The organism is Rhodococcus sp. 21391, from assembly GCF_016772255.1.
Lineage (GTDB): Bacteria > Actinomycetota > Actinomycetes > Mycobacteriales > Mycobacteriaceae > Rhodococcus_F > Rhodococcus_F opacus.
Genome location: NZ_CP063781.1, coordinates 4,859,253 through 4,885,413, shown reverse-complemented (window position 1 = coordinate 4,885,413; position 26,161 = coordinate 4,859,253). Strand labels below are relative to the sequence as shown.

13 protein-coding genes are annotated in these 26,161 nt (G+C 63.8%); 6 read left to right on the top strand and 7 right to left on the bottom strand.

The window, feature by feature from the left end:
- Nucleotides 1–753: 753 nt before the first annotated feature.
- A complete protein-coding gene (locus GO592_RS22635) occupies nt 754–1,719 on the top strand; it encodes an acyltransferase family protein (RefSeq protein ID WP_157234346.1) in 966 nt (321 codons plus the stop codon).
- A 318-nt stretch (nt 1,720–2,037) separates the two neighbouring features.
- Here the strand turns inward: GO592_RS22635 and GO592_RS22630 are convergent, their stop codons facing one another.
- Nucleotides 2,038–3,018, bottom strand: a complete 981-nt coding sequence (locus tag GO592_RS22630) for a hypothetical protein (RefSeq protein ID WP_007300772.1) — start codon at nt 3,016–3,018, stop codon at nt 2,038–2,040.
- A gap of 36 nt (nt 3,019–3,054) precedes the next feature.
- Here GO592_RS22630 and GO592_RS22625 point away from each other — a divergent pair, with 36 nt between their 5' ends.
- Together GO592_RS22625 and GO592_RS22620 are read left to right on the top strand one after the other, a co-directional pair.
- Nucleotides 3,055–3,201, top strand: a complete 147-nt coding sequence (locus GO592_RS22625; protein ID WP_202714976.1) for a hypothetical protein — start codon at nt 3,055–3,057, stop codon at nt 3,199–3,201.
- Nucleotides 3,202–3,670: 469 nt separating this feature from the next.
- Nucleotides 3,671–6,232 carry a glycosyltransferase gene (locus tag GO592_RS22620; protein WP_007300771.1) on the top strand — a complete coding sequence of 854 codons (2,562 nt, stop codon included), beginning with the start codon at nt 3,671–3,673 and terminating at the stop codon, nt 6,230–6,232.
- Nucleotides 6,233–6,251: 19 nt separating this feature from the next.
- On the opposite strand, the gene GO592_RS22615 is transcribed toward GO592_RS22620, so the two are convergent.
- Nucleotides 6,252–8,084: a DUF4012 domain-containing protein gene (locus tag GO592_RS22615; protein WP_007300770.1), complete on the bottom strand. Its 1,833-nt coding sequence runs from the start codon at nt 8,082–8,084 to the stop codon at nt 6,252–6,254.
- A 184-nt stretch (nt 8,085–8,268) separates the two neighbouring features.
- On the opposite strand from GO592_RS22615, the gene GO592_RS22610 reads away from it, so the two are divergent.
- Entirely contained in the window at nt 8,269–9,303 is a 1,035-nt protein-coding gene (locus GO592_RS22610; protein WP_007300769.1) for an alpha/beta hydrolase, read from the top strand.
- Between the two features lie 174 nt (nt 9,304–9,477).
- Nucleotides 9,478–20,289 carry a non-ribosomal peptide synthetase gene (locus GO592_RS22605; RefSeq protein WP_085990401.1) on the top strand — a complete coding sequence of 3,604 codons (10,812 nt, stop codon included), beginning with the start codon at nt 9,478–9,480 and terminating at the stop codon, nt 20,287–20,289.
- A 23-nt stretch (nt 20,290–20,312) separates the two neighbouring features.
- Here GO592_RS22605 and GO592_RS22600 read toward each other — a convergent pair whose 3' ends face one another.
- Nucleotides 20,313–20,618, bottom strand: a complete 306-nt coding sequence (locus tag GO592_RS22600; protein WP_007300767.1) for a hypothetical protein — start codon at nt 20,616–20,618, stop codon at nt 20,313–20,315.
- A gap of 363 nt (nt 20,619–20,981) precedes the next feature.
- Here GO592_RS22600 and GO592_RS22595 point away from each other — a divergent pair, with 363 nt between their 5' ends.
- Nucleotides 20,982–21,425, top strand: coding sequence for an SPW repeat protein (locus GO592_RS22595; protein ID WP_011597573.1), 444 nt, complete (start codon nt 20,982–20,984; stop codon nt 21,423–21,425).
- Between the two features lie 78 nt (nt 21,426–21,503).
- On the opposite strand, the gene GO592_RS22590 is transcribed toward GO592_RS22595, so the two are convergent.
- The 4 genes from GO592_RS22590 to GO592_RS22575 all read right to left on the bottom strand — a co-directional run bounded on the left by GO592_RS22590 (nt 21,504) and on the right by GO592_RS22575 (nt 26,152).
- Nucleotides 21,504–22,694 (bottom strand): TerC family protein, encoded by a 1,191-nt coding sequence (locus GO592_RS22590; RefSeq protein WP_039952866.1) that lies wholly within the window; start codon nt 22,692–22,694, stop codon nt 21,504–21,506.
- A gap of 124 nt (nt 22,695–22,818) precedes the next feature.
- Entirely contained in the window at nt 22,819–24,312 is a 1,494-nt protein-coding gene (locus tag GO592_RS22585; RefSeq protein WP_007300765.1) for a gamma-aminobutyraldehyde dehydrogenase, read from the bottom strand.
- Complete coding sequence (locus GO592_RS22580; protein WP_007300764.1) at nt 24,309–25,694, bottom strand: aspartate aminotransferase family protein; 1,386 nt, start codon at nt 25,692–25,694, stop codon at nt 24,309–24,311. Before GO592_RS22580 ends, GO592_RS22585 begins: the two co-directional genes overlap by 4 nt.
- Nucleotides 25,691–26,152 carry an Lrp/AsnC family transcriptional regulator gene (locus GO592_RS22575; RefSeq protein WP_005264039.1) on the bottom strand — a complete coding sequence of 154 codons (462 nt, stop codon included), beginning with the start codon at nt 26,150–26,152 and terminating at the stop codon, nt 25,691–25,693. Before GO592_RS22575 ends, GO592_RS22580 begins: the two co-directional genes overlap by 4 nt.
- Nucleotides 26,153–26,161 lie beyond the last annotated feature (9 nt).

Here is a 26,161-nt window from a genome sequence, read left to right as displayed (position 1 = left end):
GACCATCTTGATGCAGAAGTCAACATCAATAATGTTGAGGGCAAGGCTTTGGTGAACGCCCAAGCCGTCGTGTAGGGCCGTTCGGCTGCGAGGAGGCAGCGCCAGTGACACTCACAAAGTCGAGACCCGCCACTTCGATCCAACGTGGCGAGCTTTGTCGTCTTCGAAAGTGTGACGTCCATTGGTATCCCCTGATTGTCTAAGGTGTCGCTACTGTGCTGAATTCGATACTGCAACGGCATCCTTGCACTGAAGATGCCCACCCACACTGCTCGCCGTGGGACGCGTCCGCCATTCGCGCATCGGCGTGGCTCGATAGCGTGAGTGTCGTCATCGAGAAGACGAAATTAGTTCGGCTTGCGCGCAGACGCATAGAGTGATCCGGTCGGTACCGTCAAGACGGCAACGGTGGCCACAGCTGCAGCAGCGAAGGAGGGCTCGAAAGTCTGCGATCCTTGCGGTCGGGACCCGACGAATAGTGTCGAGCTACGCCGCGATCGGCCGCATGATCCGTTGTCCGGCCGAAGTAGAGTGCGGCACCCGACTCGCCGGTAGCCGTTTCGTCCGCTTACCATCAGGTCGCGCCGGATGGTTCGGTGCTGAAATCCCGCCCACACTTCTTCAGGAGCCGGCGGGGTTTCGTCTGCGTCGCGAGGTCCGCCCGCGAGCCGTAAGGAAGGGAAGCCCTCGATGTCTGTACTCGCACGGGATCGACCCGAAACGGCGAGTTCGCCGCATCGACGGATCACGTGGATGGACACAACGCGTGGTCTGGCAATCCTGGCGGTGATCTCGTTTCATACGGTGTCCGAGATCAAAGGCCGTGGGATTCTCGTGCCGGTGGAATCCGTATATCTGAACGCGGCCGCGGCGCCAATCCGAATGCCCCTACTGATCTTCCTCTCCGGCCTTCTCTTGCCCAAGGCGATCGCCAAAGGCGAACACCGCTATTTCTCCGGCAAAGTGCGGACTATTCTGTACCCGTACCTCATATGGGCTGCTCTCAATACAGTCATCGCGGCGCAGCTCCAAGGGCAGTCAGATATTCCTGGGCGCGTCGAGCGGGCGATCACGGCCTCACCTGGCTACGCCTGGTTCCTGGCACTATTACTGACGTTCTACATCGTTGCCTGGCCCCTGCAGAAGATTCCAAGGGTTGCGGTCATATCGGTCGCGGCCGTTTTGTTGCTCTGCATCCCTGCAGGTAGTCCCGGACTCACGAATCCGGCAGCGTTTCTCGTCGGCTTCTTCTTTCTCGGTTGGTGGTGCGGGGAAAACGGAGAGGCATTCAAACGGTTCTTGTCATCCCAGACAGCGACATGGATCGGCATGGCCGGCGTCGCGGCTATGTTGGTCCACGCCTTGAAGTTGCAAATGACTTTCAACTACGAGGCAACGATGCTGCCCTGGGTCGCGGCCGCATCATTTGGGTGCACTGGTCATTGTCATGTACGTGGATCGGGCGCTGCCCAGACTTCTCGCGCCGATTCGTTATGTAGGCCGGAACTCGCTCCGCTTCTACGTCCTACATTTCCCGATCATGACCGTCGCGATTTGGATGTTCGCGGAGGAGCTTGCGATGACACAGGGGACGCACCTAATCTTGCTGGTCGGTTCAATCATCCTTGCCGGGGCCACCGCTATAAGCCTTCTCACCGACCGGGTGCCAGTCTTGGAATGGATGTTCACTTGGAAGGCATCCATACCAACCTGGCATAGGTGGAACCGCACTTCATCGGCAGAGTCACCGAAGGTAGCCGATCCCGAGTAAGGCCCGCCGAGACACTTCACCAAAGCGCGAACGTCTCGTTTCATGTGTTCACGCTTAGTTGGGTGGTGTGCTTAGCACCATTCTTGCTGCTTGGCTGTGGACCGCGTTGTACGGGACGTTCGAGTTGTGCCGCTGGATTCCCGCGTCGCAATCGCGGTCTTTGCTGCGAGGTCACCGTGGATGGACGGCTCACCCGCAGACTGTAGTAACGAGGACTCAGCCACCGAATGTCCCCACGTCGTGCCGGCGGCTCATGTGACCGGGGGTCAGCCGTTCAGTGTTGTGGTCCAGCCCTTGGGGTGGCCGGGAACAGTGCACCGGGGAGCGTCCGAGTTCAGGCACGCCTGGACTCGATCCATTTGCGGCTCCGTTTCGTGGGCATACAGCGGGAAGCTTGACACGACCGCCCCAGCGCCGAGCAGCAGGCAGCCGATTGCGATGGATCGTATCCATTGGCGGGCGTGCGGCTGGAACGCCACAGCAACGAGCAGGACCAGTGCAATCGCCGTCGGAGTGATCAAATGGCGCTGGAGAATGAGACCACCAGACAAGAAGACGTCACCGTACGCCATTGTTGGCGCTACGAGGAGGACAGTGAACAGAGTCCACGCCGCCACCGCAACCTTCGGAAGCGCGTAAAGCGTGACCACGCCGACGGCGAGTATCCACAGCATGGTGTTTACCTGTACCCATCGGTGCATGCCGTCGACCACGATGATGTCATCGGTTCCATACAGCCAGCCGCCACCCACCCGATATCCCGCGGTGCGCACAAGTATCCCGATCGAGCCACTGCCCTCGGTGCCCGACCGGGTCGAATTCAAATACACCGCGAGTTGCACGATCGCAGTCACTGTCGCGGTGGCAAGGACCAGCAGCGAATGTCGCGTACGCCCGTTTCTGAACCAGCGGTGGATAAAGAATGGCGCGAACATCACACTAAGTGGGCCGCTCAACCCAAGGACAAGCACAGTCACGATCTCGGCGACCGTTCCGCCCCGTGTGCGTGGGTCTCCGCTCATCACGAGCATGGCCAGACCGATCCCACCGACGAAAATCAGGTTCGCGATGTTTCCGTACACCTCGTCGAGGATCGGGATCAAACACAGGAGGACGAAGGCGAAGGCCCGACCGGCGGGGCTGGGGATCAGCCACGCCATCCGATCCGACAGGACGAGGGATGCGAGTACCAAATACGCAGCAACCGCCGCTGCCGCATAGATCGTGGGACTGGCAGTGATCGGCAAGACGCCGGCAATCGTGGCGATTAATCTCGGCAGAATGTGAAGGTAGCCAGCGTACGGGTCGAGCAGCGCCGCAGGCCCGATGTTGTGTTCGCCCTCGAGGAAGATCGTGCCGTCCTCGCCCCACAGCGCCGCATGCCGAACGCGGTCGAAGCCGCGGATGACGAATGCGACCGCGCCGAGTGAGGCGACCGACCAGATGACGCCCTGTACGCGACGAACGCCAGGCGCGTGAGTGGATGGCTGCTGTGCAACGGGGGGGAGCCGCGGCGATCGTGGATGTCATAGGTGTCGTCGTTCCTGATGTTGGTGCGGGCAGGTGACGGATTGCAGATTCCTGACTTTCGCCGCCGGAACCCACCGATCCAAAGCTTGTGGAAAGCGTCGCCGAGCCCCGGGGAGTGGCTGGCAGGGCTCACACATCATCACGGTGACCTCACCCAGCTCGCGTCGATCGTAAGTGGAAGTACCGGTTACTTGCGAGTCAGTAGGGGAGGTGTATATCAGCCGAATGATGCCTGGTTGGGCGTGGCGTGGAGTGCGGCGCACCGTCCGAATCGCAGAACAACGCTCCGGCATCGTGTGAACGGATGGTCAATGCACGAACTGGAGTGGCGTTGCGCGCTGTCCCTGCGTCCACCGTTAAGCTCCACGAATGCGCGTTGCCCAGGTCTCGGCACATTTCCCACCAAACTTTGTCAGCGGAGGCACACTCGTCCCGCAACGCATAGCTCACGCAGTCGCGGAGGCAGGGCACGAGAGTTACGTCTACGCGGGATATCTCGACGCAGAGTTGCCTGCCCTGAAGGCATGGTCCGACCGGGATGGCGAGGTCGCGATCCGATGGATCGTCACAACCCCGTGGACTGGTTGGGCCGATCCGCACAACACCGACAACCCCGCCGTTGATGCCGACTTCCGCAAATGGCTCGGTGAAGTCCGGCCTGATGTCGTTCACCTACATTCGCTGCAGACCTTGGGCGGCTCGCTCGTTCGAGCGGCGAAAGATTCCGGCGCCAAGGTCGTCGTCACCATGCACGACTTCTGGTGGTTCTGCGCGAGGCAGTTCCTTGCTGATCAGGCCCTTCGGCCCTGTGCGCTGGTTGTGAGCTGTGGGGCCTGCAAATGTCAGGTCGATCACGAATGGTTGGCCAAGCGCAATGCGGCTCTGGCTCCACACCTTGCGACCGCTGATCTGGTACTTGCGCCGTCGGCCAGCGCAGCGCGTGTATTCGCAGCCAACGGAGTACCCGCATCGAAGCTGAGGGTGGACGAAAACGGGCTGTCCGCGACCTCGACGAAGTCCGCCCGTCGTAGCGGCTCCAGCGGCGACGGCAGCCTCCGATTGATGTATGCAGGCGGCCCAGATCCATTGAAGGGCTCGCACGTCATCCAATGCGCGGCACGGCAACTTGCCGACCTGACGGGATGGTCGCTCGATTTGTACGGCATTGCGGATACGGGAGCGGCTGGGTTGCCACCGCAGGTCCGTCTGCGGTCACCGTTTTTGCCCGAGGCTCTGGAAGAGGTGTTGGCTGGGCACGACGTACTGGTACTCCCCTCAATTGCGCGCGAATCCCACTCGATTCTCACCCGCGAGGCATTGTCTGCCGGTCTGGCTGTCGTGTGCTCGGACGCTCCCGGACCGGAGGAAGCCGTCGACCACGGCCGTAATGGCTTCGTAGTACCGGCGGGGGACGCCGACGCACTCGCAGCGTCACTGCGGCATCTCATTGCGGATCCGGCGGTGGCGCGAGACATGATGGACCGAGGTTCCGCCTCGCCGATCCGTGCCCTTGACGATCAGATGGACGGCCTCATTCGGGTCTACGAGGAAATGATGGAATTGCCAACGCCGAGGCACCCCGAAACTGACCACCAGGTCGTCAATCTCGTTGCAGCCCAGCTCATGAACAAAGTGATCTTCGTTACCGGTATCCAAGGCGCGCCTCTGCGCTATCGCGCCCATCTCCCCGCCGAGGCGTTGAGGATGCTCGGCGTCGCGGTCGAGGTTCGGCACTATCGCGACCCGGAACTCACGGCACTTGTCCGCGAAGCCGACGCCGTCGTCTTCTACCGCGTGCCCGCAACCCATCAGGTGCAGCAACTCATTGCCGACGTGCGGGCACGTGACCGCCGCATACCTGTGCTCTTCGACGTGGACGATCTCATCTTCGATCCCGAGCTCGAGAACCAGGTCCATGGACTCGCAGCACTCAGCGACGAGGAGCGCAGCCTGTGGTGGCGTGGTGTGGCCCGTTACCGCACCACGATGGAAGCAGCCGACATGTTCATCGGCTCAACCGATGAGCTGTGCCGTCACGCCAGCTCGGTCACGGGCTTGCCATCAAGGCGGTTCGCGAACGGTGTCGGTACATTGCTCGGGCAGGCTAGCGACGAGGCGCTTATGCTGGAGCGCACTCCGGGCCCACTGCGGATCGGATACTTCTCGGGGACAACAACACACGATGCCGACTGGGCGAGCGTGGAGCCCGCTGTCATCGCAGTGATGGCCAAACGCCCTGATGTGGAACTCTGGCTGGGCGGACACCTCCGGACCACGCCGTCGCTCGACCGCTACGCAGACCGCGTCAAGCGCCTGCCCTTCGCCCCGTGGCACGAGCTGCCGAAACTGCTCCGTGACGTGGACGTCTGTCTTGCGCCATTGACTGAGGACAGTCTCTTCAACGAGGCGAAGTCAGCGATCAAATGGCTCGAAGCCGCTCTGGTCGAAACCCCAGTGGTCGCGTCGCCGACTCAGCCGTTCCGCGAAGCTATCGACCATGGCCGGACTGGTTACCTGGCTGGGACGAGCGAAGAATGGGCTGAGGCGATTTCGACGCTGCTCGACGACGTGGCAGCGCGCCGACGCGTCGGCACGCAAGCCAGACGGGAAGCCCTGCTGCGCTGGTCCCCGCATCTCCAAGGCCCTGTGTATCTCGAGAACCTGATTGCCGCAGCCGAACACGTGCGCAGCGAAGGGGCTCGCCAGCCGACGAACTGGGTGCCGGTGGTGGATGACGAGCCCTTCTCGAAGGCCGAGGCATACGTCGAGCCCTATCAGCGACCGACCGGCAGGCAGCTGCTACCGGCCACGGTCCGGCATCACCGTGTGGTCCGCAAAGCCGCGGCTGCGCGCCGCGTCTACCGGTCCGAGGGTTTGAGCGCCTTGCTCCGCAAGGCTGTGGTGGTCGCCCGCAGACGCATCGGACGTTGAGTCGTCAGCGCGCGACGCATCACCCCCCGCAATTGGGGACGTTGACGGTGACCTTCGGGATATCCACCAACGGCTGCACCGGAACTCGGGCCTCACCGGGCACCGCGGGCTCGGTGAGTTCGTAGCGCAATTCGACCGTCTTGCCCTGCAAGATCGTGGTGGGAACGGTAAAGACTGGATGTCCCAACTCGTTGCCTCGAATAGAGAACACAGGCTTGCCGTCGACGGTGGCCTTACTTAAGCTGGCGCCCTGCGTCGAAACCAGCGAGACCGCCGAGAAGTTGGTGCCGAACGGGAGCGGCCTCTCCTTGAAAGTGCCTGCCACGATTCGCGGGAAATCGCCTGGCGGGGTGTTGTTCGTGAGGCGGACCGTGACCGTCGTCGTCCGGGTGTCACCGGTGCACGTCTGGGCGGTGTAATCGATCTCGCGGTTCAGGTAATAGTCCAGCTTGTTGCCCGCATTGTTGTTGATCACGACACCCGCGTACGGGGCAGCGTCTTGGGGAACCGTGTAACCCAGCGGAGTACCGGCAATGATTGCCTGCTCATCCGGGTGGGCACTCCAGACAGCAATACGGCGCTCGCTCACAGCCTTCCCGACCGCATCCAGGAGGAGCTGTGGGTTTTCGATATTGCCGGTCATTTTCTCCACTACCTTGCCGGCAATGGTTTGGAGATAGTCCTTGCGAGCTTCGTTATCAGCCTGATAGTTAGCTTCATCGGTGATGAAGCGCGTGTACGCGGTGGACTGAGTCAGTTCTACGACGTTGTTCGCGTCGACTACCTCGCCGTCCGGCATCGTAATCGCGCCCACCGCCCCCAGCATGTAGCTGAGCGCGACGGGATCTGTTGCGATGGCTCCGTCGATCTTCTCGTCCGATTCCTGCTCCCACATCGACTGCCAAATCTGTGCAGCGTAGGGGAAATGCGAGCTGAAGTTGCTGTTGCGGATATCGGTGGACGGGTTGTACATCCCGTACGTGGCTTGGTAGTCGAGTCCCAGATCGAGGGGTTCATGTTCGAAGGACACATCCGTATTCTTGCCGAGCGTGTCCACCTGCACGGCGCCATCGGTTGCCCGGATGACGCCGTATCCGCCTACCAGGCCGCCCGTACCGCGTGCTTCGGCATTGGTTTGAAACGCCATGAAGTAGCTGCGTGGACCGTCTGCGCCGAGCATCGCTGGAAGCACCTTCGCGCCGATGGACGTGTTTTCCAGCAACTTCGCGACATCGTCGGTCTGCGTCTGAAGTTGGGTGCGCACATCGTCGACAAGACTGAGATAGCCACCACCGGAAACCTGATGTGCCTGGTCAGCTAGGGATTTCGCGTCCGCTGAAATCTGCTCGAGTGCAGGAGCTGAATCGCGCAGTGGTTGCAGGTTCACCTTGCCGCCGTCGGCGATGAGATCTTTGGGTGAGAGAGCGGTGCCAGTCTCGACCGCGGGTGTGAGTACATCACGGGTGAGGCCCACTACGACGTCGGACATCTGCTGCGCTGATTCGAGCGGAGTTCCGACACCGGGTATCGCTGCGAGTGCGCTCCATGGCAGCGAGTGCAGATTCTCCTGGCCCTGGGACGCACGATCTTCCGCCTCGGCAGCCGCTCGCTGCGCGGACTCGGCATCACCGGCGAGAAGCGAGTCCTTCGCAAGTTGAGCGTTGTCACGGGCGCCGGTCAGGTGGTGCTGAACTTCCCACGCCGAATAGCCGAACCAGGCGATGGATGCCACCGCAACGAGGCCGACTCCGGCGACAATTCTTCGTCGCGTGGTCCATCCCTTTGCGGGGGAGGAGGCGTCGTCGGCAGGGATGTCGTCCCCGTGCGAATCGTGCGGCGCGTTCGCGTCCATGTGAATCGTGCTCCTGTTCTCTCTCGGTCGTGAGGATAGCTGTGAGAGTGCGTAGGTTGCTCATCGAGCCGCACTCGGAGTCGCAGACGTCGACCGGCCGCAGTAACGTTTCCGACCTGAGAACGATGTACCGATCGCTGCAGGTGGGCAGCTGATCGTCTTGATACTTAGGGGTAACTAGTTCATGTTCGGGGAATGGTGCGGTAAGCACCTGCGTGCCACCACCGCCGTGGTGTCGTTGATCGCCACGTGCGCCGCAGTCGGCGGCGTGACAGCCTCGGCCGCTCCGGTTACCGATCCAGGGGCCGAACTCGCAGCTCAGAGTGCCGCCAATGGTTCCAGGCTCGACCACGTTACGCGTATCAACGACCGGGAACTGACGCTCTCGGTGTACTCCGCGTCGATGCAGCGCGGTGTTCCCGTGCATGTGCAACTTCCCGCTGACACGAGCCGGCCTCGTCCGTCGCTTTACTTTCTCGACGGAGGAATCCGCCGTGCGAAGACGGACGTCGTCGAGTTCATGGCCGACAAGAACGTGAATGTGATCAGTCCCACAGGCGGGGAGGACGCCTACTGGGCAGACTGGAAGAACCCTGACCCTGTCATGGGGATCAACAAATGGAAGACCTTTATCACAGAGGAGCTTCCGCCGATCGTCGACTCGGCACTGGGAACCAACGGTGTGAACGCGATCGCAGGCATGTCGAGGGTCGGAACGGCTGCGCTCCAGCTCGCGATCGCTTCGCCCGGGCTCTTTCGCGGTGTGGCCGCCTACAGCGGCTGCGCGTCGACCAGTGATCCCCTCGGCCAGCTGTTCATCAAGATAACGATGAGTAACTACGGAAAAGGCAACCCCGAGAACCTGTACGGACCTTCGTACGACCCCGCGTGGGCAGCCAACGATCCTTACTTTCACGCGTCGGAACTACGCGGTACTGAACTCTTCATCTCCAGCGGTAATGGATTGCCGGGTGCGTACGAGAGGCTTGATGGCCCGCATGTCAACGGCGACGTTGGGGTGCTTGCCCGCCAAATTTACGCCGGAGGAGCGGTCGAGGCGGTGACCAACTATTGCACGCACCGCCTCGCTGACCGCCTGGCTGACGTCGATGTTCCTGCTACCTACAGTTTCCGTAACTCCGGTACCCACTCGTGGGGCTACTGGCAGGACGATCTCCACGCATCTTGGCCTGTACTTGCTCGGTCTCTCAACCTGTGATCACAGCTCCGAGGTATTCACGCACAACCTGGAAGAACGACGGACACCGAGTAGGGTCGCAGTGACGATCTTGCAACACCGTTGTTCGTACGGTCCGCGGGTGGGCGGCTTGTCGATGTGTAAATCGGGGGATATCTAGTGAGGACGGGTGTTCCGAGCGAAGGCGTAGCCGAATTGGACCGCCGAGCATTTCCGCTTTCCCACGCCCAGAAGGGCTTATGGTTCGCCCAGCAGCTGCATCCTGATGTCCCCTTCCTCGTAGCCCAGTACGTCGAGCTCCGCGGCCACGTGGACGTCGGCGCGCTGAGATGGGCGTCCGAGCAGGGCTCGTTCGATCTCGAATCTCCGGGCATCCGAGTGATCGAGTTCGACGGTGAGCCGTATCAGTTGGCCGACGAGACGATCGAGGACGAACTCGGCTACGTCGATCTCCGGGAGTCCGAGGATCCGGTCAACGAGGCACATCGGTGGATGGACGAGCGGCGCCGCCGCCCGATGCACGTGTTCACCGACCGGCTGATCAACGCCACACTGCTCCACATCGGTGAAGACCACTACTTCCTCACCACCTTCGCCCACCACCTGACTCTCGACGGTTACGGCGCGATGGTGCTGATGAACCGGGTGGCGGAGCTTTATACCCACGCGGTCGCCAGGACCGAGGCGCCGCCTTCGAAAGCTCTCCACGTACGTGAGCTGTACGAGGCGGAAGATGCGTACCCCGGATCCCGCAGATTCGAGATCGACCGCGAATACTGGGCTGAGCGGACCCCGGGGCTTCCGGAGCCGTCCCGGTTGACCGACCGCCAGGCGTACCCGTCGGCCGTGTCCGCGTTGGCCAGCGAGGTCATGGATCCCGAGGTGGCCGAGCGGATCGGCAGCCTTGCCCGCGAGTGGAACTCCACCGCAGTTCCGGTGGTAGTGGCCGCATTCGCAGCATTCCTGTCGCGAATGACCGGCAACACGGACATCGTGCTCAGCCTTCCGGTCAGCGCACGCACCACGGCGGCCGCCCGTCGCTCCGGGGGTAGCGTCGCGAATGTCGTGCCTCTGCGAGTGCAGATCGATCCACAGGGATGTGTCGCCGACCTGGTTCGTCGCGTACAACTCGAACTGACCGGCGCCCTGCGTCATCAGCGGTACCGCTACGAGGACATCTTGCACGACGCACGCTCTTCGTCGCGGGAGAGCAACAGTTTCGGCCCGATGATCAACATCATGATGTTTCATCAGGAGACCTGGTGGGGCGACGTTCTCGGGGAATTGAACGTTCTGGCCACCGGGCCCGTGGACGATCTCTCCATCAACCTCTACCCGGGGGTGGCCGGGCGAAGTATTCGGGTGGATTTCGAGGGAAATCCCGCCGTGTACGACCGGGACGAACTGGGATCCCACCACGCTCGTTTCATGAGGTACCTGGACGGGTTCATCGTGGGTGCGACGAGCACCCCTGTCGGTCACCTCCCGATCCTGACCGGCGACGAGCGTGCGGCGCTCGCGCCCGCAGCGGGACCTGCCGCCCGAACACCGATGACGCTGCCCGAGATACTCGACGAGACCGCGGGTTCCGACGCGGTGGCACTTCGCGACTCCGAAGTCGAGGTTACCTACAAGGAGCTGCACGACAGGTCCAACCGGCTTGCTCGCAAGCTGATCAGGCTCGGTGTGGGCGCCGGTGATCGCGTGGCGCTGATGCTGCCCCGGTCCGTCGAACACGTGGTCGCCGTCTGGGCAGTGGCCCGGACCGGCGGTGCGTTCGTACCTGTCGATCCCAGCTATCCGAACGAACGCATCGCGCACATGATTGCGGAATCCGGTGCCACGATGGCTATCGCTCCCGGTCCGGGAGTCGTCCCCGCCGGTGTCGACTGGATCGACGTGGCGGACGAGCCGGGCGACAGCCGTCCCGTGACGGACGATGACCGACTCCACCCGCTCCGCGTCGACAATGCGGCGTACGTGATCTACACGTCCGGTTCGGTGGGAGCGCCGCGGGGCATCACCATGACGCACCGCGGGCTTGCGAACCATGCTGCCGCCGTGAGGCGGATGTACGCTGCCGATGCCCGATCACGTGTTCTGGCGTGCGCTTCCCCCTCGTACGACGCGTCCATCCACGACCTGCTGGTCGCGGCGACGGCCGGCGCGACGCTCGTGACAGCTCCGCCGACAGTGCACGGTGGCGCCGAACTGTCGGAATTGCTTCGGCGCGAACGGATCACTCACTGGACGACCACACCTGCTGTGCCCGCCACCATGGATCCGGCAGGTCTGGACGCACTGCAGGTGCTCGCAGTCGCGGGCGACGTGTGTGCGCCCGAATTGGTGGCGCGGTGGGGTGCCGGTCGCAGAATGCTGAACCTGTACGGGCCGACCGAGGTCACGATCTGGTCGACCGCCACCGAGGCGCTGGCCGCCGGTTCGCCCGTCACCATCGGTCGGCCGATCGAGGGTGTGTCTGCAGTCGTGCTGGACAGGTCCTTGCAGCCTGTCGCGGTGGGTGTGCTCGGTGAGCTCTACCTGTCCGGCCCCGGTGTGGCTCGCGGCTACCTGGAGCGGCCGGGGGCGACAGCGGCCCGCTTCGTCGCCGACCCGTACTCCTCCGAATCCGCACGTATGTATCGCACGGGCGACTTCGTTCGCTGGACGCAAGAGCATCACCTCGAATTCGTGGACCGAGCCGATGATCAGGTGAAGATACGCGGCTTCCGCGTGGAACTCGGCGAAGTGACCGCGGTTCTCGGCCAATGCCCGGGTGTGGACTCGGCGATTGCCGTGACGCACTCTCGGGATGACGAGTTGGTCATCGCCGGCTACGTTCTCGGTGCGGCGCTGGACTCCGAGAAAGTCTTGTCCTATGCGGCTCAGCGTCTTCCCGAGTACATGGTCCCGGCCACGGTGACGGTGCTCGGCACGATGCCGCTCACTCCAAGCGGCAAGGTGGATCGCAGCGCCTTGCCGATACCTGCGCCACATGAACGCGAGTTGCGTTACTGGCGAGAACAGTTGCGCGGGATGCCGCACACTGTTCCGCTGCCGACCGATCACGAACCCGGGCAACCACTGGACACGGAGAGCGCTGCGGTGTCGTTCGCTGTGGATTCTCATCTGCGGTGGAAGCTCGAGAAGCTGGCGCACGAGCAGGAATCCACCTTGTTCACGGTGGTTCACGCTGCACTCGCGGTAGTTCTGTCGACAGTCAGCGGGGCCGAGGATTTTGCGATCGGCGCCTTGTTCGACGACGGTGGCACGTTCCCTCTCGGCCGGCGTGGTGGTCCGCTGGCTCTGCGCAGTCGAATACACCCACGCTCAACGTTCGCCGACCTCGTCGCCGAGGCGCGGCGCACTGAACGCGCCGCTGTGTCCCACTCCGACGTACCGTTCGACATGGTCGTGTCCACGGTCGGTTGTGACCGGAATACGGGGCGTCACCCACTGTTTCAGGTCTCGCTCACGGTCGACGACGCAGCTGCTGAACTCGGAAGCCTCGACCTGGCGGTGTCGATTCGCCGGCGAAGCGACGGGGGCAAAGACCGTCTCGAAGGGCAATTCGCCTACGCTGCCGGACACTTCGGCGAAACTACGGTGCAGGGATGGGCGGACCGCCTGCAACGGCTGTTCACCATGGTCGCCGAGGATCCCCGGATAACACTGGGTTCCATCGACCTGCTGACGGAAGACGAGCGCGCCGCCGCGATCGGCGGCCCGTCGGAGCCGATGCCGCCGCGCACGTCGCTGCCTGAACTTTTCCTCCATCGAGTCGCCGAACACCCGGACTCCATCGCGGTGAGCGACGGCAACGGCGATATCACGTATGAGGAACTGGCGCGACGATCCGGACGGTTGTCCCGCCAACTCCTCGCGGCCGGTGTGTCCACAGAAAGCGTTGTCGGTATTGCTGTTTCGGAATCGGTGGAGCTCGTCGTGGCGCATGTGGCGGTGCTGCGAGCAGGCGCCGCCTGTCTCCCGGTGCCGCCTGAGTACCCCACCGAGCGGCTGCGGTACATCCTTGCCGACGCGATGCCCACCGTGGTGGTCAGCCGGATGGGGGATGTCGAGAGGATTCCGGCTGCGGGATCTGCGCCCCTCCTCCTGGAAAACCTTGCGGACCCTGTAGAAGACGTGCTGAGTGGGTCGGCGAAGCCGATTCACCCTGATAGTGCGGCATACGTGCTGTGTCACGCCGGAGCGAAGCCGGTCATGCTGACCCACGCGAACTTGCTGGCGCGGATTCGATCAGGCAAGGCCCACGACGTGGTGTTCACCGACATCTGGTCTGCGCTCGTCGCCGGCGAGCGGGCAGGTGTCGGCGGGCACGGGACCAGGCGGACCCGAACGCTCGAGTTGACCAGCGGAATGCGCGCCTATGTGTTGGATCGGTCGCTCCGGCCTGTGCCTCCCGGAACAGTGGGCGAGCTCTACGTGGCCGGACATCAGATCGGTCGCGGGTACTACCGTCTGCCAGGAGCAACCGCAGACCGATTCGTAGCGGACCCCTTCCTCAATGAAGTGACTGGCTGCTGCTCAGCTCGTCGCATGTATCGAACGGGCGAAATGGTTCGGTACGTCGACGGGACGCTGAAGCCCGCGCTCGATTCCGGATTCGGGACCGATCTCGAACGTTGGCGTCATGCGTTGCGCGGGGTGGGCACACCGGCGCCCCTTCCGACGGACAGGTCGGAGGTCGGCGACGAACCGGTCACCGACTCGACTCACCGGTTCTCGGTCTCCGCAGCAAGCCACCACGCCGCAGTCCTGCTTGCCGGTCGCGAATCCGCGACGTTGTTCACCGTGCTCCGTGCCGCGTTGGCGGTGTTGCTGTCCCGGTTGGGTGTTCACCGGGACTTGGTGATCGGCGGCGAGGCCGGGCATGCGCGCGAAGGGACGAACACACTCGCACTGCGGGCGCGTGTCACCCCCGCGATGACGTTCCGCGCAGTACTCGGGCAGGTCCGGGATTTCGATGTGGCCGCGTTCGAACACGCCCACGTGCCGTTCGAGGAGCTTGCCGACCTCCTCGGCGGTCGCCGGCCTCAGGTGGCGCTGGCGCTGTCGCCCACCTCGAACGGGCCCGCCACCACCGCATCGTTCGACCTGAGCTTCACTTACTCGGAACGCTGGTCCGACAACGACCCCGCAGGACTCGACGCCTCCGTCAGCTACTCGCCCGATCTGTTCGACGAGGCCACCGTTCAGTCCCTCGCCGAACTGTTCAGCGGCATCCTGGATGTCGTCACCGCGCGTCCCGACACCGAGGTGGGCGATATCCCGCTCAATCCCGGTGCGGATCTGACTGGCGGAACGGCATCGGATGCAAAGACATTCGCCGACATCTTGACTGCTTCGGCAGTGGCGTACCCGCTTTCTCCGGCGCTCACGGACGGCGAGGTGACGCTGACCTATCGCGAACTCGATCGACTGTCGGACGCACTGGCCGGCGCACTGACCGCCCGGGGGGCAGCGCCGGGCAGGGTCGTCGCGCTCGGCTTGCCGCGCTCGGTCGACTTCATGATCGCGCTGTGGGCCATCACCAAGACCGGCGCAGCGTTCTTGCCCGTGGATCCGACCCATCCGGCCGAGCGACTCGACCGCGTGCTCACCGAGGCCGGCGTGCGCCTCGGTGTCGGGCAGATGTCCCCGCGGGTCGGGGACATCGAATGGGTTCCGGTGCAGATAGGCGCCACCACGGATATCACCGGACCTGTGCGAGTGCCGGTGCTACCGGACGAGGTCGCGTACATCATCTATACGTCCGGTTCGACCGGCACACCGAAAGGTGTGATGGTCACTCACCGAGGCTTGGCCTCGCTGACCGACGAAGCCGTGCGCCGATACCAGGTGACACCGAACTCTCGTGTGCTGCACGGATACAACCCGACGTTCGACGCTGCCCTGCTCGAGACGCTACTTGCTTTCGGCTCGGGCGGGTGCCTCGTGGTGGCACCCGCAGAGGTGTATGCGGGACCCGACCTGCACCGGGTGCTGGTGGAAAACCGGGTAACCCATTACCTTTCCACCCCCGCTGTGCTGACCTCTCTCGACGTGGAGGGGCTCGACCACGTGAAAGTGGTTGCCGTAGGTGGTGAGGCGCTTCCCGCGGACCTCGCCGCGGTGTGGAGCGAGGGTCGGCTCATGCTCAACGCATACGGCCCGACGGAGTCGACAGTGGTCGCCACGCTCACGGAAGTCGAGGGGCACGTAACCATCGGCGGGCCGATTGCCGGCACGACGGCCCTGGTACTGGACGACCGTCTACGGCCTGTACCTGTGGGCGGAATCGGTGAGCTGTATCTGAGTGGTCCGGCGCTCGCCCGCGGCTACGTCGGTTCTCCCCGCCGATCCGCCGGACGATTCGTTGCCGGCCGGCACGGTGCGCGCATGTATCGAACCGGCGATCTGGTGCATCGACGTGCGGATGGAAACCTGCACTTCATCTCTCGTGTGGATCGGCAGGTCAAGATCCGCGGCGTGCGTATCGAACCCGGCGAGGTCGACGCCGCCATCAAGCGGGAATCCGAGGTCGACGGGGCGATCACCGTGGCACGCCCGAACACCTCCGGCACCGACATGCTCGTGTCGTACGTCGTCCGCCCAGGATCCCTGGATGTCGAGACTCTACGAAAGCGTCTCGAGAACGCCTTGCCGTCGTACCTCGTACCCACCGCAATCGTTGTACTCGACAGCTTCCCGGTCAACGCCTCCGGGAAGATCGACGTGAAAGCATTGCCCGCGCCAATCTTTGAGACCCGGGCGTTCCGGGCTCCCGTCACAGCCATCGAGCAGACCGTGGCCGGAGTTTTCGCCGAGGTTCTGACACTGGAACACGTCGGCCTCGACGATGATTTCTTCGCAATGGGCGGCAACTCGCTGATCGCGACGCAATTGGCCGCACGACTCGGCGCGGCGTTGAATGCGCACGTGCCCGTGCGGCTGCTGTTCGAGGCATCGACGGTGGAGTCGCTGGCCCAGCGGGTGTCGACCGAAGTCGGCGGTGGTGGGCGGGTGCCACTCACACCACGGCCCCGGCCGGAGCGCGTTCCGTTGTCGTTGGCGCAGCAGCGAATGTGGTTCCTGAGCCGCTTCGATTCCCAGTCACCCGCGTACAACCTTCCACTCGTCGTCCGCCTGTCGGGTGACCTCGATGTCGAAGCGCTGCAGAATGCGGTTCACGCTCTGCTCGACCGGCACGAATCGCTGCGGACGGTGTTCCCCGAACACGACGGCGAGCCCGTCCAGGTGGTGTTGCCTGCGGATCAGGTGGAACTCGATCTGACTCCGATCGCTGTCGAACCGGGGGAGGTGGAACGACATGTTCTGCCCGTGGTGACCCGCGGATTCGACGTCACAGCCTCCGTCCCGATCCGAGGGAAGCTCTTTCAGGTCGGTGAGCGCGAGTTCGTATTGGCGATGGTGGTTCACCACATCAGTGGAGACGGCTTCTCCATGGCGCCACTCGCGCGAGACGTGATGACGGCGTACGCGGCGCTGTCCCGTGGGGAGACGCCGGCATGGACGCCGTTGCCGGTGCAGTACGCGGACTTCGCACTGTGGCAGCGAGAGGTCCTGGGCTCAGAGGACGACCCCGCATCGTTGATCTCGCAGCAACTCGGCTACTGGAAGTCGGCACTGGCGGGACTTCCCGATCAGCTGGAATTGCCGACGGATCACCCGCGCCCACCTGTTCAGTCATACGCAGGAGGCAGGGCCGAGGTGCTCGTCGACGCCGACGACCACAAAGCCTTGGTCGAACTGGCGCGAGCCACCAACACGACCCTGTTCATGGTGGTGCACACCGCTCTGGCCGTGCTCCTCGCCCGGATGTCCGGAACGAACGATATTGCGATCGGCACTCCGATTGCGGGGCGTGGAGAGGCAGCGCTCGACGATCTTGTGGGGATGTTCGTCAATACCATGGTCTTTCGAACGTCGGTGGGCTCCGGCGACAGTTTCGACGATCTCCTCGCCCAGAACCGTGAGCGGGACATCGCGGGATTCGGCCATTCCGACGTCCCGTTCGAACGGTTGGTCGAGGTGCTCAACCCAGTGCGCTCCACCGCGAGGCATCCTCTGTTCCAAGTCGGCTTGTCGTTCCAGAACCTCGCGCCGCTGAGTGTGGAACTGCCTGGGCTCACGGTAACCGGTGTGGAGTACGAGGGCCAGATCTCGCAATTCGACCTCCATCTGATCGTCACCGATCACTACGACGGTCACGGCGAACCCACCGGCGTGACCGGCTACCTCACCTATGCGAAGGACCTCTTCGAGGCCTCGACCATCGAGCGCTTCGTCGAACGATTCCTCCGTACCTTACGGGCGGTCACCCGAGATCCATCCGGCCCCGTCGGTGATATCGACGTCTTGGCTGCACCGGAACGCCAGTTGATGCTCGAGAGCTGGAACGCTACAACGCACCCGGTGGATGTGGATGGCACTCTTGTGTCGCTCTTCGACTCGCAGGTTGCGACTACGCCGAATTCTGTTGCACTGGTCCACGAAGGTCGGGAGCTGACGTATTCGGAGTTCGACGCTCGGGTGAATCAGCTTGCCCGGAAGCTGATAGCGCTGGGGGTGGGGCCCGAATCTCTGGTGGGATTGGCCATTCGGCGATCGGTCGACTTGATGGTGGGAATGTACGCAGTCGTGAAGGCCGGGGGAGCCTATCTGCCGCTCGATCCGGATCAGCCCGCAGAGCGCGTCGCGTACATCCTGGACACCGCGTCGCCGGTCTGTGTGCTGACCACGACGCGTGACGGCTTCAGCGCGCTGGGAAGTACGTCGGTGCTGAGTGTCGACACGGTAGATCTGTCCGTGTTCTGCGACGAGCCAGTTCGAGACGTGGAGCGGATCTCACCGTTGCGGGCGGCGAACGCGGCGTACGTGATCTTCACCTCGGGATCGACCGGCAAGCCGAAGGGTGTGGCAGTCACTCACGGCGCGGTAGTCAACCAGTTGTTGTGGATGCGTGCCGAATTCGGCCTCGACGTCGACGACGTCGCGCTGCTGAAGACGGCCGTCACCTTCGACTTGTCTGTGTGGGAGTTCTGGTCGGCCCTGGTGTCGGGCGGGCAGGTGGTGATCGCAAACCCGGAGGGCCACCAGGACCCGTTGTATCTGATCGAGTTGATGCGTACTTCGGCCGTGACGACTCTGCACGCCGTGCCATCGATGCTCGAGGCATTGTCGGTCGCGTCCGACGACATGCTGCCGTCCTCGCTCCGGCGCGTGCTCGCAATTGGTGAAGCGTTGCCGACGGCGACGGTCGAGAGTTTCCGCGACGTCAGTCGCGCCCAGCTGTTCAACCTGTACGGCCCCACCGAAACAGCTGTATCGGTGACAGCGCACAAGGTCACGCCACACGACACGTCGTCGGTGCCGATCGGGCGACCGGAATGGAACACCTGCGTGTACGTGCTCGACGATCGGTTGCATCCGGTGCCGCCGGGCGTCGCCGGTGAGCTGTACTTGGCAGGCGCGCAGTTGGCCCGTGGCTATGTGGCGCGTGCGGACCTCACGGCCGAACGGTTCGTGGCGAACCCCTACGGTGCGCCGGGTGAGCGTTTGTATCGCACAGGTGACGTTGTCGCCTGGGGCGATGACGGTGAGCTCGACTACCTCGGACGTACGGACTTCCAGGTGAAGCTGCGCGGATTCCGGATCGAACTGTCCGAGGTCGAGGCGGTCCTGCGCAGTCATACCGGCGTGTCGCAGGCGATTACCCTCGTGCGTAGCGACGTAGACGGCGGCGATCGTCTGGTCGCCTACGTGGTGCCCGCGACCCCTGGAGCAATCGATGTCGGATCGCTGAAATCGACGGTTGCGAAGCGTCTTCCGTCGTACATGGTGCCGGGTGCATTCGTGGAGCTCGCGTCCCTGCCGTTGAACGTCAACGGCAAAGTCGACAGGCGGGCGCTGCCGATACCCGAGTACGAGCAGCGCGAGTTTAGGCCGCCCACCACGAAGTCGGAACGTGTGGTCGCGACCGCGTTCCAAGAGTTGCTGGGTGTCGAGCAGGTGGGTACCGACGACAACTTCTTCGAGCTCGGCGGGAACTCCTTGATGGCAGTGCGGGTTCTGAGCCGGATCGAAGCGGCATCGGGATCGAAGGTGCCGCTGCAATCGCTGATGACGGACCCGACGCCCGGCTCGATAGCCGCACGGATGGATGCCCCTGAGGCCGACGAGGATCCTGCCCTGCAAGTGGTGTTTCCGATCCGTTCGGCCGGCACCGGCCGACCGGTCTTCTGCATTCACCCCATCGTCGGACTCGCCTGGTGCTACACCGGTTTGGCATCCCACATCGATTCGGACCGTCAAATCTACGGCATACAGTCACCAGCGATCGTGGGTGACACACGGTTGCCGGCGTCGATCGATGAACTCGCCGACCGGTACGTCGAAGAGATTCGAAGTATTCAGCCCGCCGGGCCCTACGACCTGCTGGGCTGGTCGTTGGGCGGTGTCCTCGCGCAGGCGATGGCAGTGCAACTCCAGCAGTCTGGAGAAGAAGTAGCAACCCTCGCCATGCTCGACAGTTATGCGCATCCCCCAGAAACCGGGGAGGGTGAACTTCCGGTCAGCGTGGAGGACCTGCTCGCCGGAATGGGTTATGAAGGAGAGTTGCCGGCGTCCGTCGCCCACATGACGCCGGAGTCTGCGGCGGACCTTCTGGGGGCTCTGGGTGGACCATTGTCAGTTCTCACGCCGGCACATGTCGAAAAGATGATCGCGAGTGCTGCCCACAACAACCAGTTGCTCGAATCGCATCAACCGGGACTGTTCCATGGCAACGTGGTGTTCTTCACCGCAGCGCAAGACGATCCCTCCGGCGTACGCGCAAAGACGAGCTGGGAACCCCATGTGGACGGTGTGATCCGAAACCGTGCCATCGACAGCACCCACTGGCACATGACGTCACCGAAGGCCCTCGAGGCCGTCGGCACCGCGCTGCGTAGGGCAGGAGCGGGACGGTCCAGATCGATGACTTGACAGGCCTACGGCAATCGAGATCGTCACTCCCGCCGGTCCAGCTTTCGATGCCGCCGCGACGGTCGCACAAGCGGTCGGTCACCGGTCGTCGAGAACGTCCAGACGGCGATCGCGAGTGCGGCGACGGACAGCAGATCGGACACTGTCAGGCCGTGCGTGTGGTCGAACTCCCAGAGGACTTTGCCCTCGATCGGGCCGTTGCCGAATATCCACAGCACGGCCGCGACCACGGTGACGGCGGCGGAGAGACGGGAAGGGCGTGCAAGGCACAGCGTGGTCGCCACAACCAATAGATTCATGAATGCGAGGGGATAGAAGGGCAGCGCCATCCCCCTATCCTTTCGAGCTGCACCGGGAATGCGCGGTCACGCAACCGTTCGGTCGGGCGGGTCGTTCTTTCTTGTCGTGTCTTCCCTGGCGGGTAGTTCGCGCAGGTCTTTCTGCCGTATCGCTCTCCCGATGAGGATCGCGAGCGGCACCGACAGTGCTACCCACACGAGCGCGACCCAGGCAATCCACCACACAATTCGAGTATGCCCGCCCCTGGACGCTTGCCCAAGGGCGCCGCGGTCCGTGGGGACTGGTCGGTAGCACAAACTCGCAAAAATTACCTGGTTATCGCTGGTTTGCCCTGCCAAGTTCGGGGCACCCCCTTCGGTAGGGATTGGTTCTCTTTTTCAAGGAGGTGGGTGATGACGACACCAGGTATGTCGATCGAGAGACACCCTGATATCGCCGAGTTGCGGGCTCGCTACGACCGAGTCTCGGAACAGCCGATGACGCAGGTCACCGAGGGCCTGATGTTCATGGCGGGCCTCTACATGGCGGCGTCGCCGTGGATTGTCGGGTTCGCGAGCCAGTCGGGCCTGGCGATGTGCAATCTGTTGTCGGGTGTTGCGGTGGCTCTGCTCGCCGTCGGTTTCACGTCGGCCTACTCACGCACGCACGGCATGGCGTTCGTCGCGCCGCTGCTGGGTCTGTGGATGATCGTCAGCCCGTGGCTGGTCGTCGGAGTAACCACCACGGCGGGAATGATCTGGTCGAACGTGATCTGCGGCATCGTCGTCTGTCTGCTGGGTCTCGGTATCACCGCCATGGGCATGGCGGACGGCGGAATGCGGATGAGGAGGAGGTAGTCGCGGCGCGTGCCTTCATGGGGATGGGGCACGAGTCACAGGAGCGCCCGCCGATTCGGTGGGCGCTTCGTTGTTCGCCTAATTCTGTTTGAGAAACGCGTCGTGCTCCTGGTGGGCGCGCTTGATGAGGTCCATGAGTGCGGTTTCCTCGCGGACCATCTTCTTGAACTTCGGGTCGAGCTTCTTGAGCTGTTCCTCCTCGCCCCGCAACTTGTCATACATGCGTTCGCGCTCTGCCAGGTCGGCGGTGTAGTCGAGGTCGAGGTAGTTGATCGCGTGCCGCCGCGCACCGGCGATGGCGGATTGTGCCCGGCCCCGCTTGCTGGTGAGCGACGCGACCACGGTGATGACAAGGATGCCGATGATGACGGCCAGCGACGCGAACGTGCTGATCTCGATGACGTTCACCGGTTCGCCGTCGTTGACGAACGGCAGGTTGTTCTCGTGCAGCGCATGCAGGATCAGCTTGACCCCGATGAACGCGAGGATCGCGGACAGTCCGTACGACAGGTAGATGAGGCGGTCGAGGAGACCGTCGAGCAGGAAGTACAGCTGCCGCAGACCCATCAGCGAGAACACGGTGGCCGTGAAGACGACGAAGACGTTCTGGGTGAGGCCGAAGATCGCGGGAATGGAGTCGAGCGCGAACAGGATGTCGGTGCCGCCGATCGCAACCATCACCAGCAGCATGGGCGTCATCGCCCGCTTGCCGTTCTCGATGGTGAAGAGTTTGTCGCCGTCGTAGTGCTCGGTGGTGTGCATGAACTTCTTCGCGATCCGGATGATGAAGTTGTCGGCCGAGTGCGAATCCTCGGTCTCGGGTCGCAGCATGTTGCCGGCGGTGATCAGCAGGATCAGGCCGAAGAAGTAGAACACCCACGCGAACGAGTTGATCAGCGCGGCGCCGAGGAAGATGAACGCGGTCCGGGCGAAGATCGAGAACACGATGCCGAACAGCAGGACCTTCTGCTGGTCTTCGCGCGGCACCCGGAAGCTGGACATGATGATGAGGAAGACGAAGAGGTTGTCGACGGACAACGCCTTCTCCGTGACGTAGCCCGCGAAGTACTCCGAGCCCATGTCGACGCCACCGAAGATCAGGACCGCGACTCCGAAGAGCAACGCGAGTCCGACGTAGATCGACGACCAGATCGCCGCTTCCCTCAGCGTCGGGATGTGCGCGTGGCGGACGTGGAAGAAGTAGTCGAACGCGAGCAGAGCGATGATCACGACGATCGTCACAATCCAGGCGAACGGAGTCACATGCATCGTCTCTGCCTTTCAGCCGAAGCGAACGCGCCTGTTCGTCAGCGTAGTCGCGCGCGGGGTGCGGCTTGGCAGAACCGCCGCCGTCGCCGGGACGGCACACGTGCTGCCGTCCCGGCGACCGGGCTCATCGTCGGTCGCCGAACACCGTCCGGTGCCAGTCCTTCCTGGCGGTTCCGGTGATGTCGGACATGACGTGCTTGACGTTGGTGTATTCGTCGAGCGAGTACGTCGACATGTCCTTGCCGTAACCGGACGCCTTGTACCCGCCGTGGGGCATCTCGCTGATGATCGGGATGTGGTCGTTGATCCATACGCAGCCCGCGGCGATGTCGCGGGAGGCGGTTTGAGCCCGGTACAGGTCCCGTGTCCACGCGGACGCCGCCAGCCCGAAGTCGGTGTCGTTGGCGAGTGCGATTCCGTCCAGATCGTGTTCGAACGGCAGGACGACGAGAACCGGGCCGAAGATCTCCCGCTGCACGATCTCACTCGACTGCTCGGCACCCACGACGAGCGTCGGCTCGTAGTAGAAGCCGGATGCGAGGTCGCCCCCGGGGACGGATCCGCCGCGGACGATCTTCGCCCCGGTGTCGCGGGCGCGATCGATGAACCCGGCGACGTGCTGCTGCTGTCGCCGCGACGCCAACGGCCCCATGTCGGTACCGGGATCGGACGGGTCGCCCAGGCGGACGGTGTCCATGAGTGAGGCCACCCCGGCGACGAAGTCGTCGTACAGCGGGCGCTGCACGTAGGCGCGGGTGGCCGCGGTGCAGTCCTGGCCCGAGTTGATGAGGGCACCGGCGACGGCTCCGTTGATCGCCGCCTCGAGATCGGCGTCGTCGAACACCACGAAGGGGGCCTTCCCGCCCAGTTCCAGATGAAGTCGCTTGCCTGCCGCGGCGGCCGCGATCTGCCGTCCCACGGGCGTCGATCCGGTGAAGCTCACCATGCTCACGTCCCGATGGGACACCAGCGACGACCCGGTCGTCACGCCGCGGCCGGTGATCACGTTGACGACGCCGTCCGGCATTCCGGCTCGGGACGCGGCCTCCGCGAACAGCAGCGACGTCAGGGGAGTGATCTCCGCCGGTTTGAGCACGATGGTGTTGCCCGCGGCGACCGCGGGCAGGATCTTCCACGCGGCCATCTGCAGCGGATAGTTCCACGGCGCGATCGAGCCGATCACCCCGATCGGTTCGCGGCGGATGCTGGACGTGTGGTCGGGGGAGTACTCGCCCGACGCCTTGCCCTCCAGGTTGCGGGCCGCGCCGGCGAAGAACGACACGTTGTCGATCGACCCGGGAACGTCGAACTCGGTCGAGAGTTTGATCGGTTTGCCCGTCTGCCGGGTTTCGGTGCGTGCGATGTCGTCGGACATCTCCGTGAGCTCGGCAGCCCATCGAGTCAGGACGGCGGAACGCTCGCCCGGGCTCGTCGTCGACCAGTCCGTGTAGGCGGTCTTCGCGGTGGCGACCGCGTCGTCGACGTCGTCCACCGATGCTTCGGTGCGGGAGGAGATCACCTCGCCCGTGGCCGGATCGAGCACCTCGTACCGTTCGGCCGCCCGGCCGTCCAGGTAGCGGCCGCCGACGTACAGCCCGGGAAGGTCCTGGTGGTTCACAGCAGGGTCCAGGCTTCGGTGAGAACGCTGCGGAGGATGTTTTCGATTTCGTCGAATTCGGTCTGACCGCAGACCAGGGGTGGGGCGAGTTGGATGACCGGGTCGCCGCGGTCGTCGGCCCGGCAGTACAGGCCGGCGTCGAACAGGGCGGTGGAGAGGAACCCGTGCAGGATCCGTTCGGCCTCGTCGTCGGTGAACGACTCCTTCGTGGTCTTGTCCTTGACCAGTTCGATGCCGTAGAAGAAGCCCTCTCCGCGCACGTCCCCGACCATCGGCAGGTCGGTGAGCTTGTCGAGGGTGGCCCGGAAAGCCGGCGCCTGCTCGGCGACGTGGGCGTTGAGGCCCTCGCGTTCGAAGATGTCCAGGTTCGCCAATGCCACCGCCGACGAGACGGGGTGCCCGCCGAAGGTGTACCCGTGCGCGAACATCGACGTCCCGTCGGCGAACGGTTCGAACAACCGGTCCGAGGCGATCATCGCCCCGATCGGGGAGTACCCGGAGGTCAGGCCCTTGGCGCAGGTGATGATGTCGGGGACGTACCCGAAGTCGTCGCACGCGAACATCGACCCGATCCGGCCGAACGCGCAGATCACCTCGTCCGAGACCAGCAGCACGTCGTACTCGTCGCAGATCTGCCGAACCCGCTCGAAGTAGCCGGGCGGGGGCGGGAAGCAGCCGCCGGCGTTCTGCACCGGTTCGAGGAAGACGGCGGCGACGGTGTCCGGGCCCTCGAATTCGATGGCCTCGGCGATCCGGTCGGCGGCCCAGATCCCGAACGCCTTCGGGTCCGAGCCGAGGGGTTCGGGGGCCCGGTAGATGTTGGTGTTGGGCACCCGGAACGCGCCGGGGGTCAGCGGTTCGAACGGGGCCTTCAGGGCGGGGATGCCGGTGATGGCGAGGGCGCCCTGCGGGGTGCCGTGGTAGGCGATGGAGCGGGAGATCACCTTGTGCTTGCCGGGTTTGCCGACCTTCTTGAAGTACTGTTTGGCCAGCTTCCAGGCGCTTTCGACGGCCTCGCCGCCGCCGGTGGTGAAGAAGACCCGGTTCAGATCGCCGGGGGCGTAGCCGGCGAGGCGTTCGGCGAGTTCGATCGCCGGTGGGGTGGCGTAGGACCAGAGCGGGAAGAACGCGAGCTGTTCGGCCTGCTTGGCGGCGGCCTCGGCGAGCTCGGTGCGGCCGTGCCCGGCCTGGACGACGAACAACCCGGACAGCCCGTCGAGGTAGCTCTTGCCGGCCGCGTCCCAGATCCGGGCGCCCTCACCGCGGGTGATGATCGGCGGGGTGATGTTCTGCCCGTGCCGGGAGAAATGCCCCCACAGGTGGCGGCGGGCGGCCGCCTCGAGGTGCGGCGTCGTGGGCGAAGAGGTGGTAACCGTGGTCATCGGGTTCCCCAATCATATTGCTGTTTGACAAGTTTCAGATACACCATCGTCTCGGTGCCGAGCACACCGGGAATAGTGCGAATTTCTTTGTTGAGCACGGTCAGGAGGTGGTCGTCGTTCTCGCACACGATCTCGGCCAGAATGTCGTACGCGCCTGCCGTCAACACGACGTAGTCGATGGCGTCGACGTCGGCGAGCCGGGCGGCGATGTCGGTGACATCCCCGGAGCAGCGGATTCCGACCATGGCCTGACGTGAGAATCCCACTTGAACGGGATCGGTGACCGCGACGATCTGCGTGACGCCGGTGTCGATCAGCTTCTGCACGCGTTGGCGTACAGCCGCTTCCGACAATCCGACGACCTTGCCGATGGCCGAGTACGACCGCCGTCCATCCTCCTGAAGTTGCTCGATGATCTGCTTGGACACGGGATCGAGAGAGGCAGGCTGCTCAGACATGGTCGAATC

Coding starts and splice junctions, on each gene's coding strand:
- GO592_RS22635 (WP_157234346.1), top strand. CDS start 754: ATGGACACAACGCGTGGTCTGGCAATCCTGGCGGTGATCTCGTTTCAT.
- GO592_RS22620 (WP_007300771.1), top strand. CDS start 3,671: ATGCGCGTTGCCCAGGTCTCGGCACATTTCCCACCAAACTTTGTCAGC.
- GO592_RS22615 (WP_007300770.1), bottom strand. CDS start 8,084: ATGGACGCGAACGCGCCGCACGATTCGCACGGGGACGACATCCCTGCC.
- GO592_RS22610 (WP_007300769.1), top strand. CDS start 8,269: ATGTTCGGGGAATGGTGCGGTAAGCACCTGCGTGCCACCACCGCCGTG.
- GO592_RS22600 (WP_007300767.1), bottom strand. CDS start 20,618: ATGGCGCTGCCCTTCTATCCCCTCGCATTCATGAATCTATTGGTTGTG.
- GO592_RS22595 (WP_011597573.1), top strand. CDS start 20,982: ATGACGACACCAGGTATGTCGATCGAGAGACACCCTGATATCGCCGAG.
- GO592_RS22590 (WP_039952866.1), bottom strand. CDS start 22,694: ATGCATGTGACTCCGTTCGCCTGGATTGTGACGATCGTCGTGATCATC.
- GO592_RS22580 (WP_007300764.1), bottom strand. CDS start 25,694: ATGACCACGGTTACCACCTCTTCGCCCACGACGCCGCACCTCGAGGCG.
- GO592_RS22575 (WP_005264039.1), bottom strand. CDS start 26,152: ATGTCTGAGCAGCCTGCCTCTCTCGATCCCGTGTCCAAGCAGATCATC.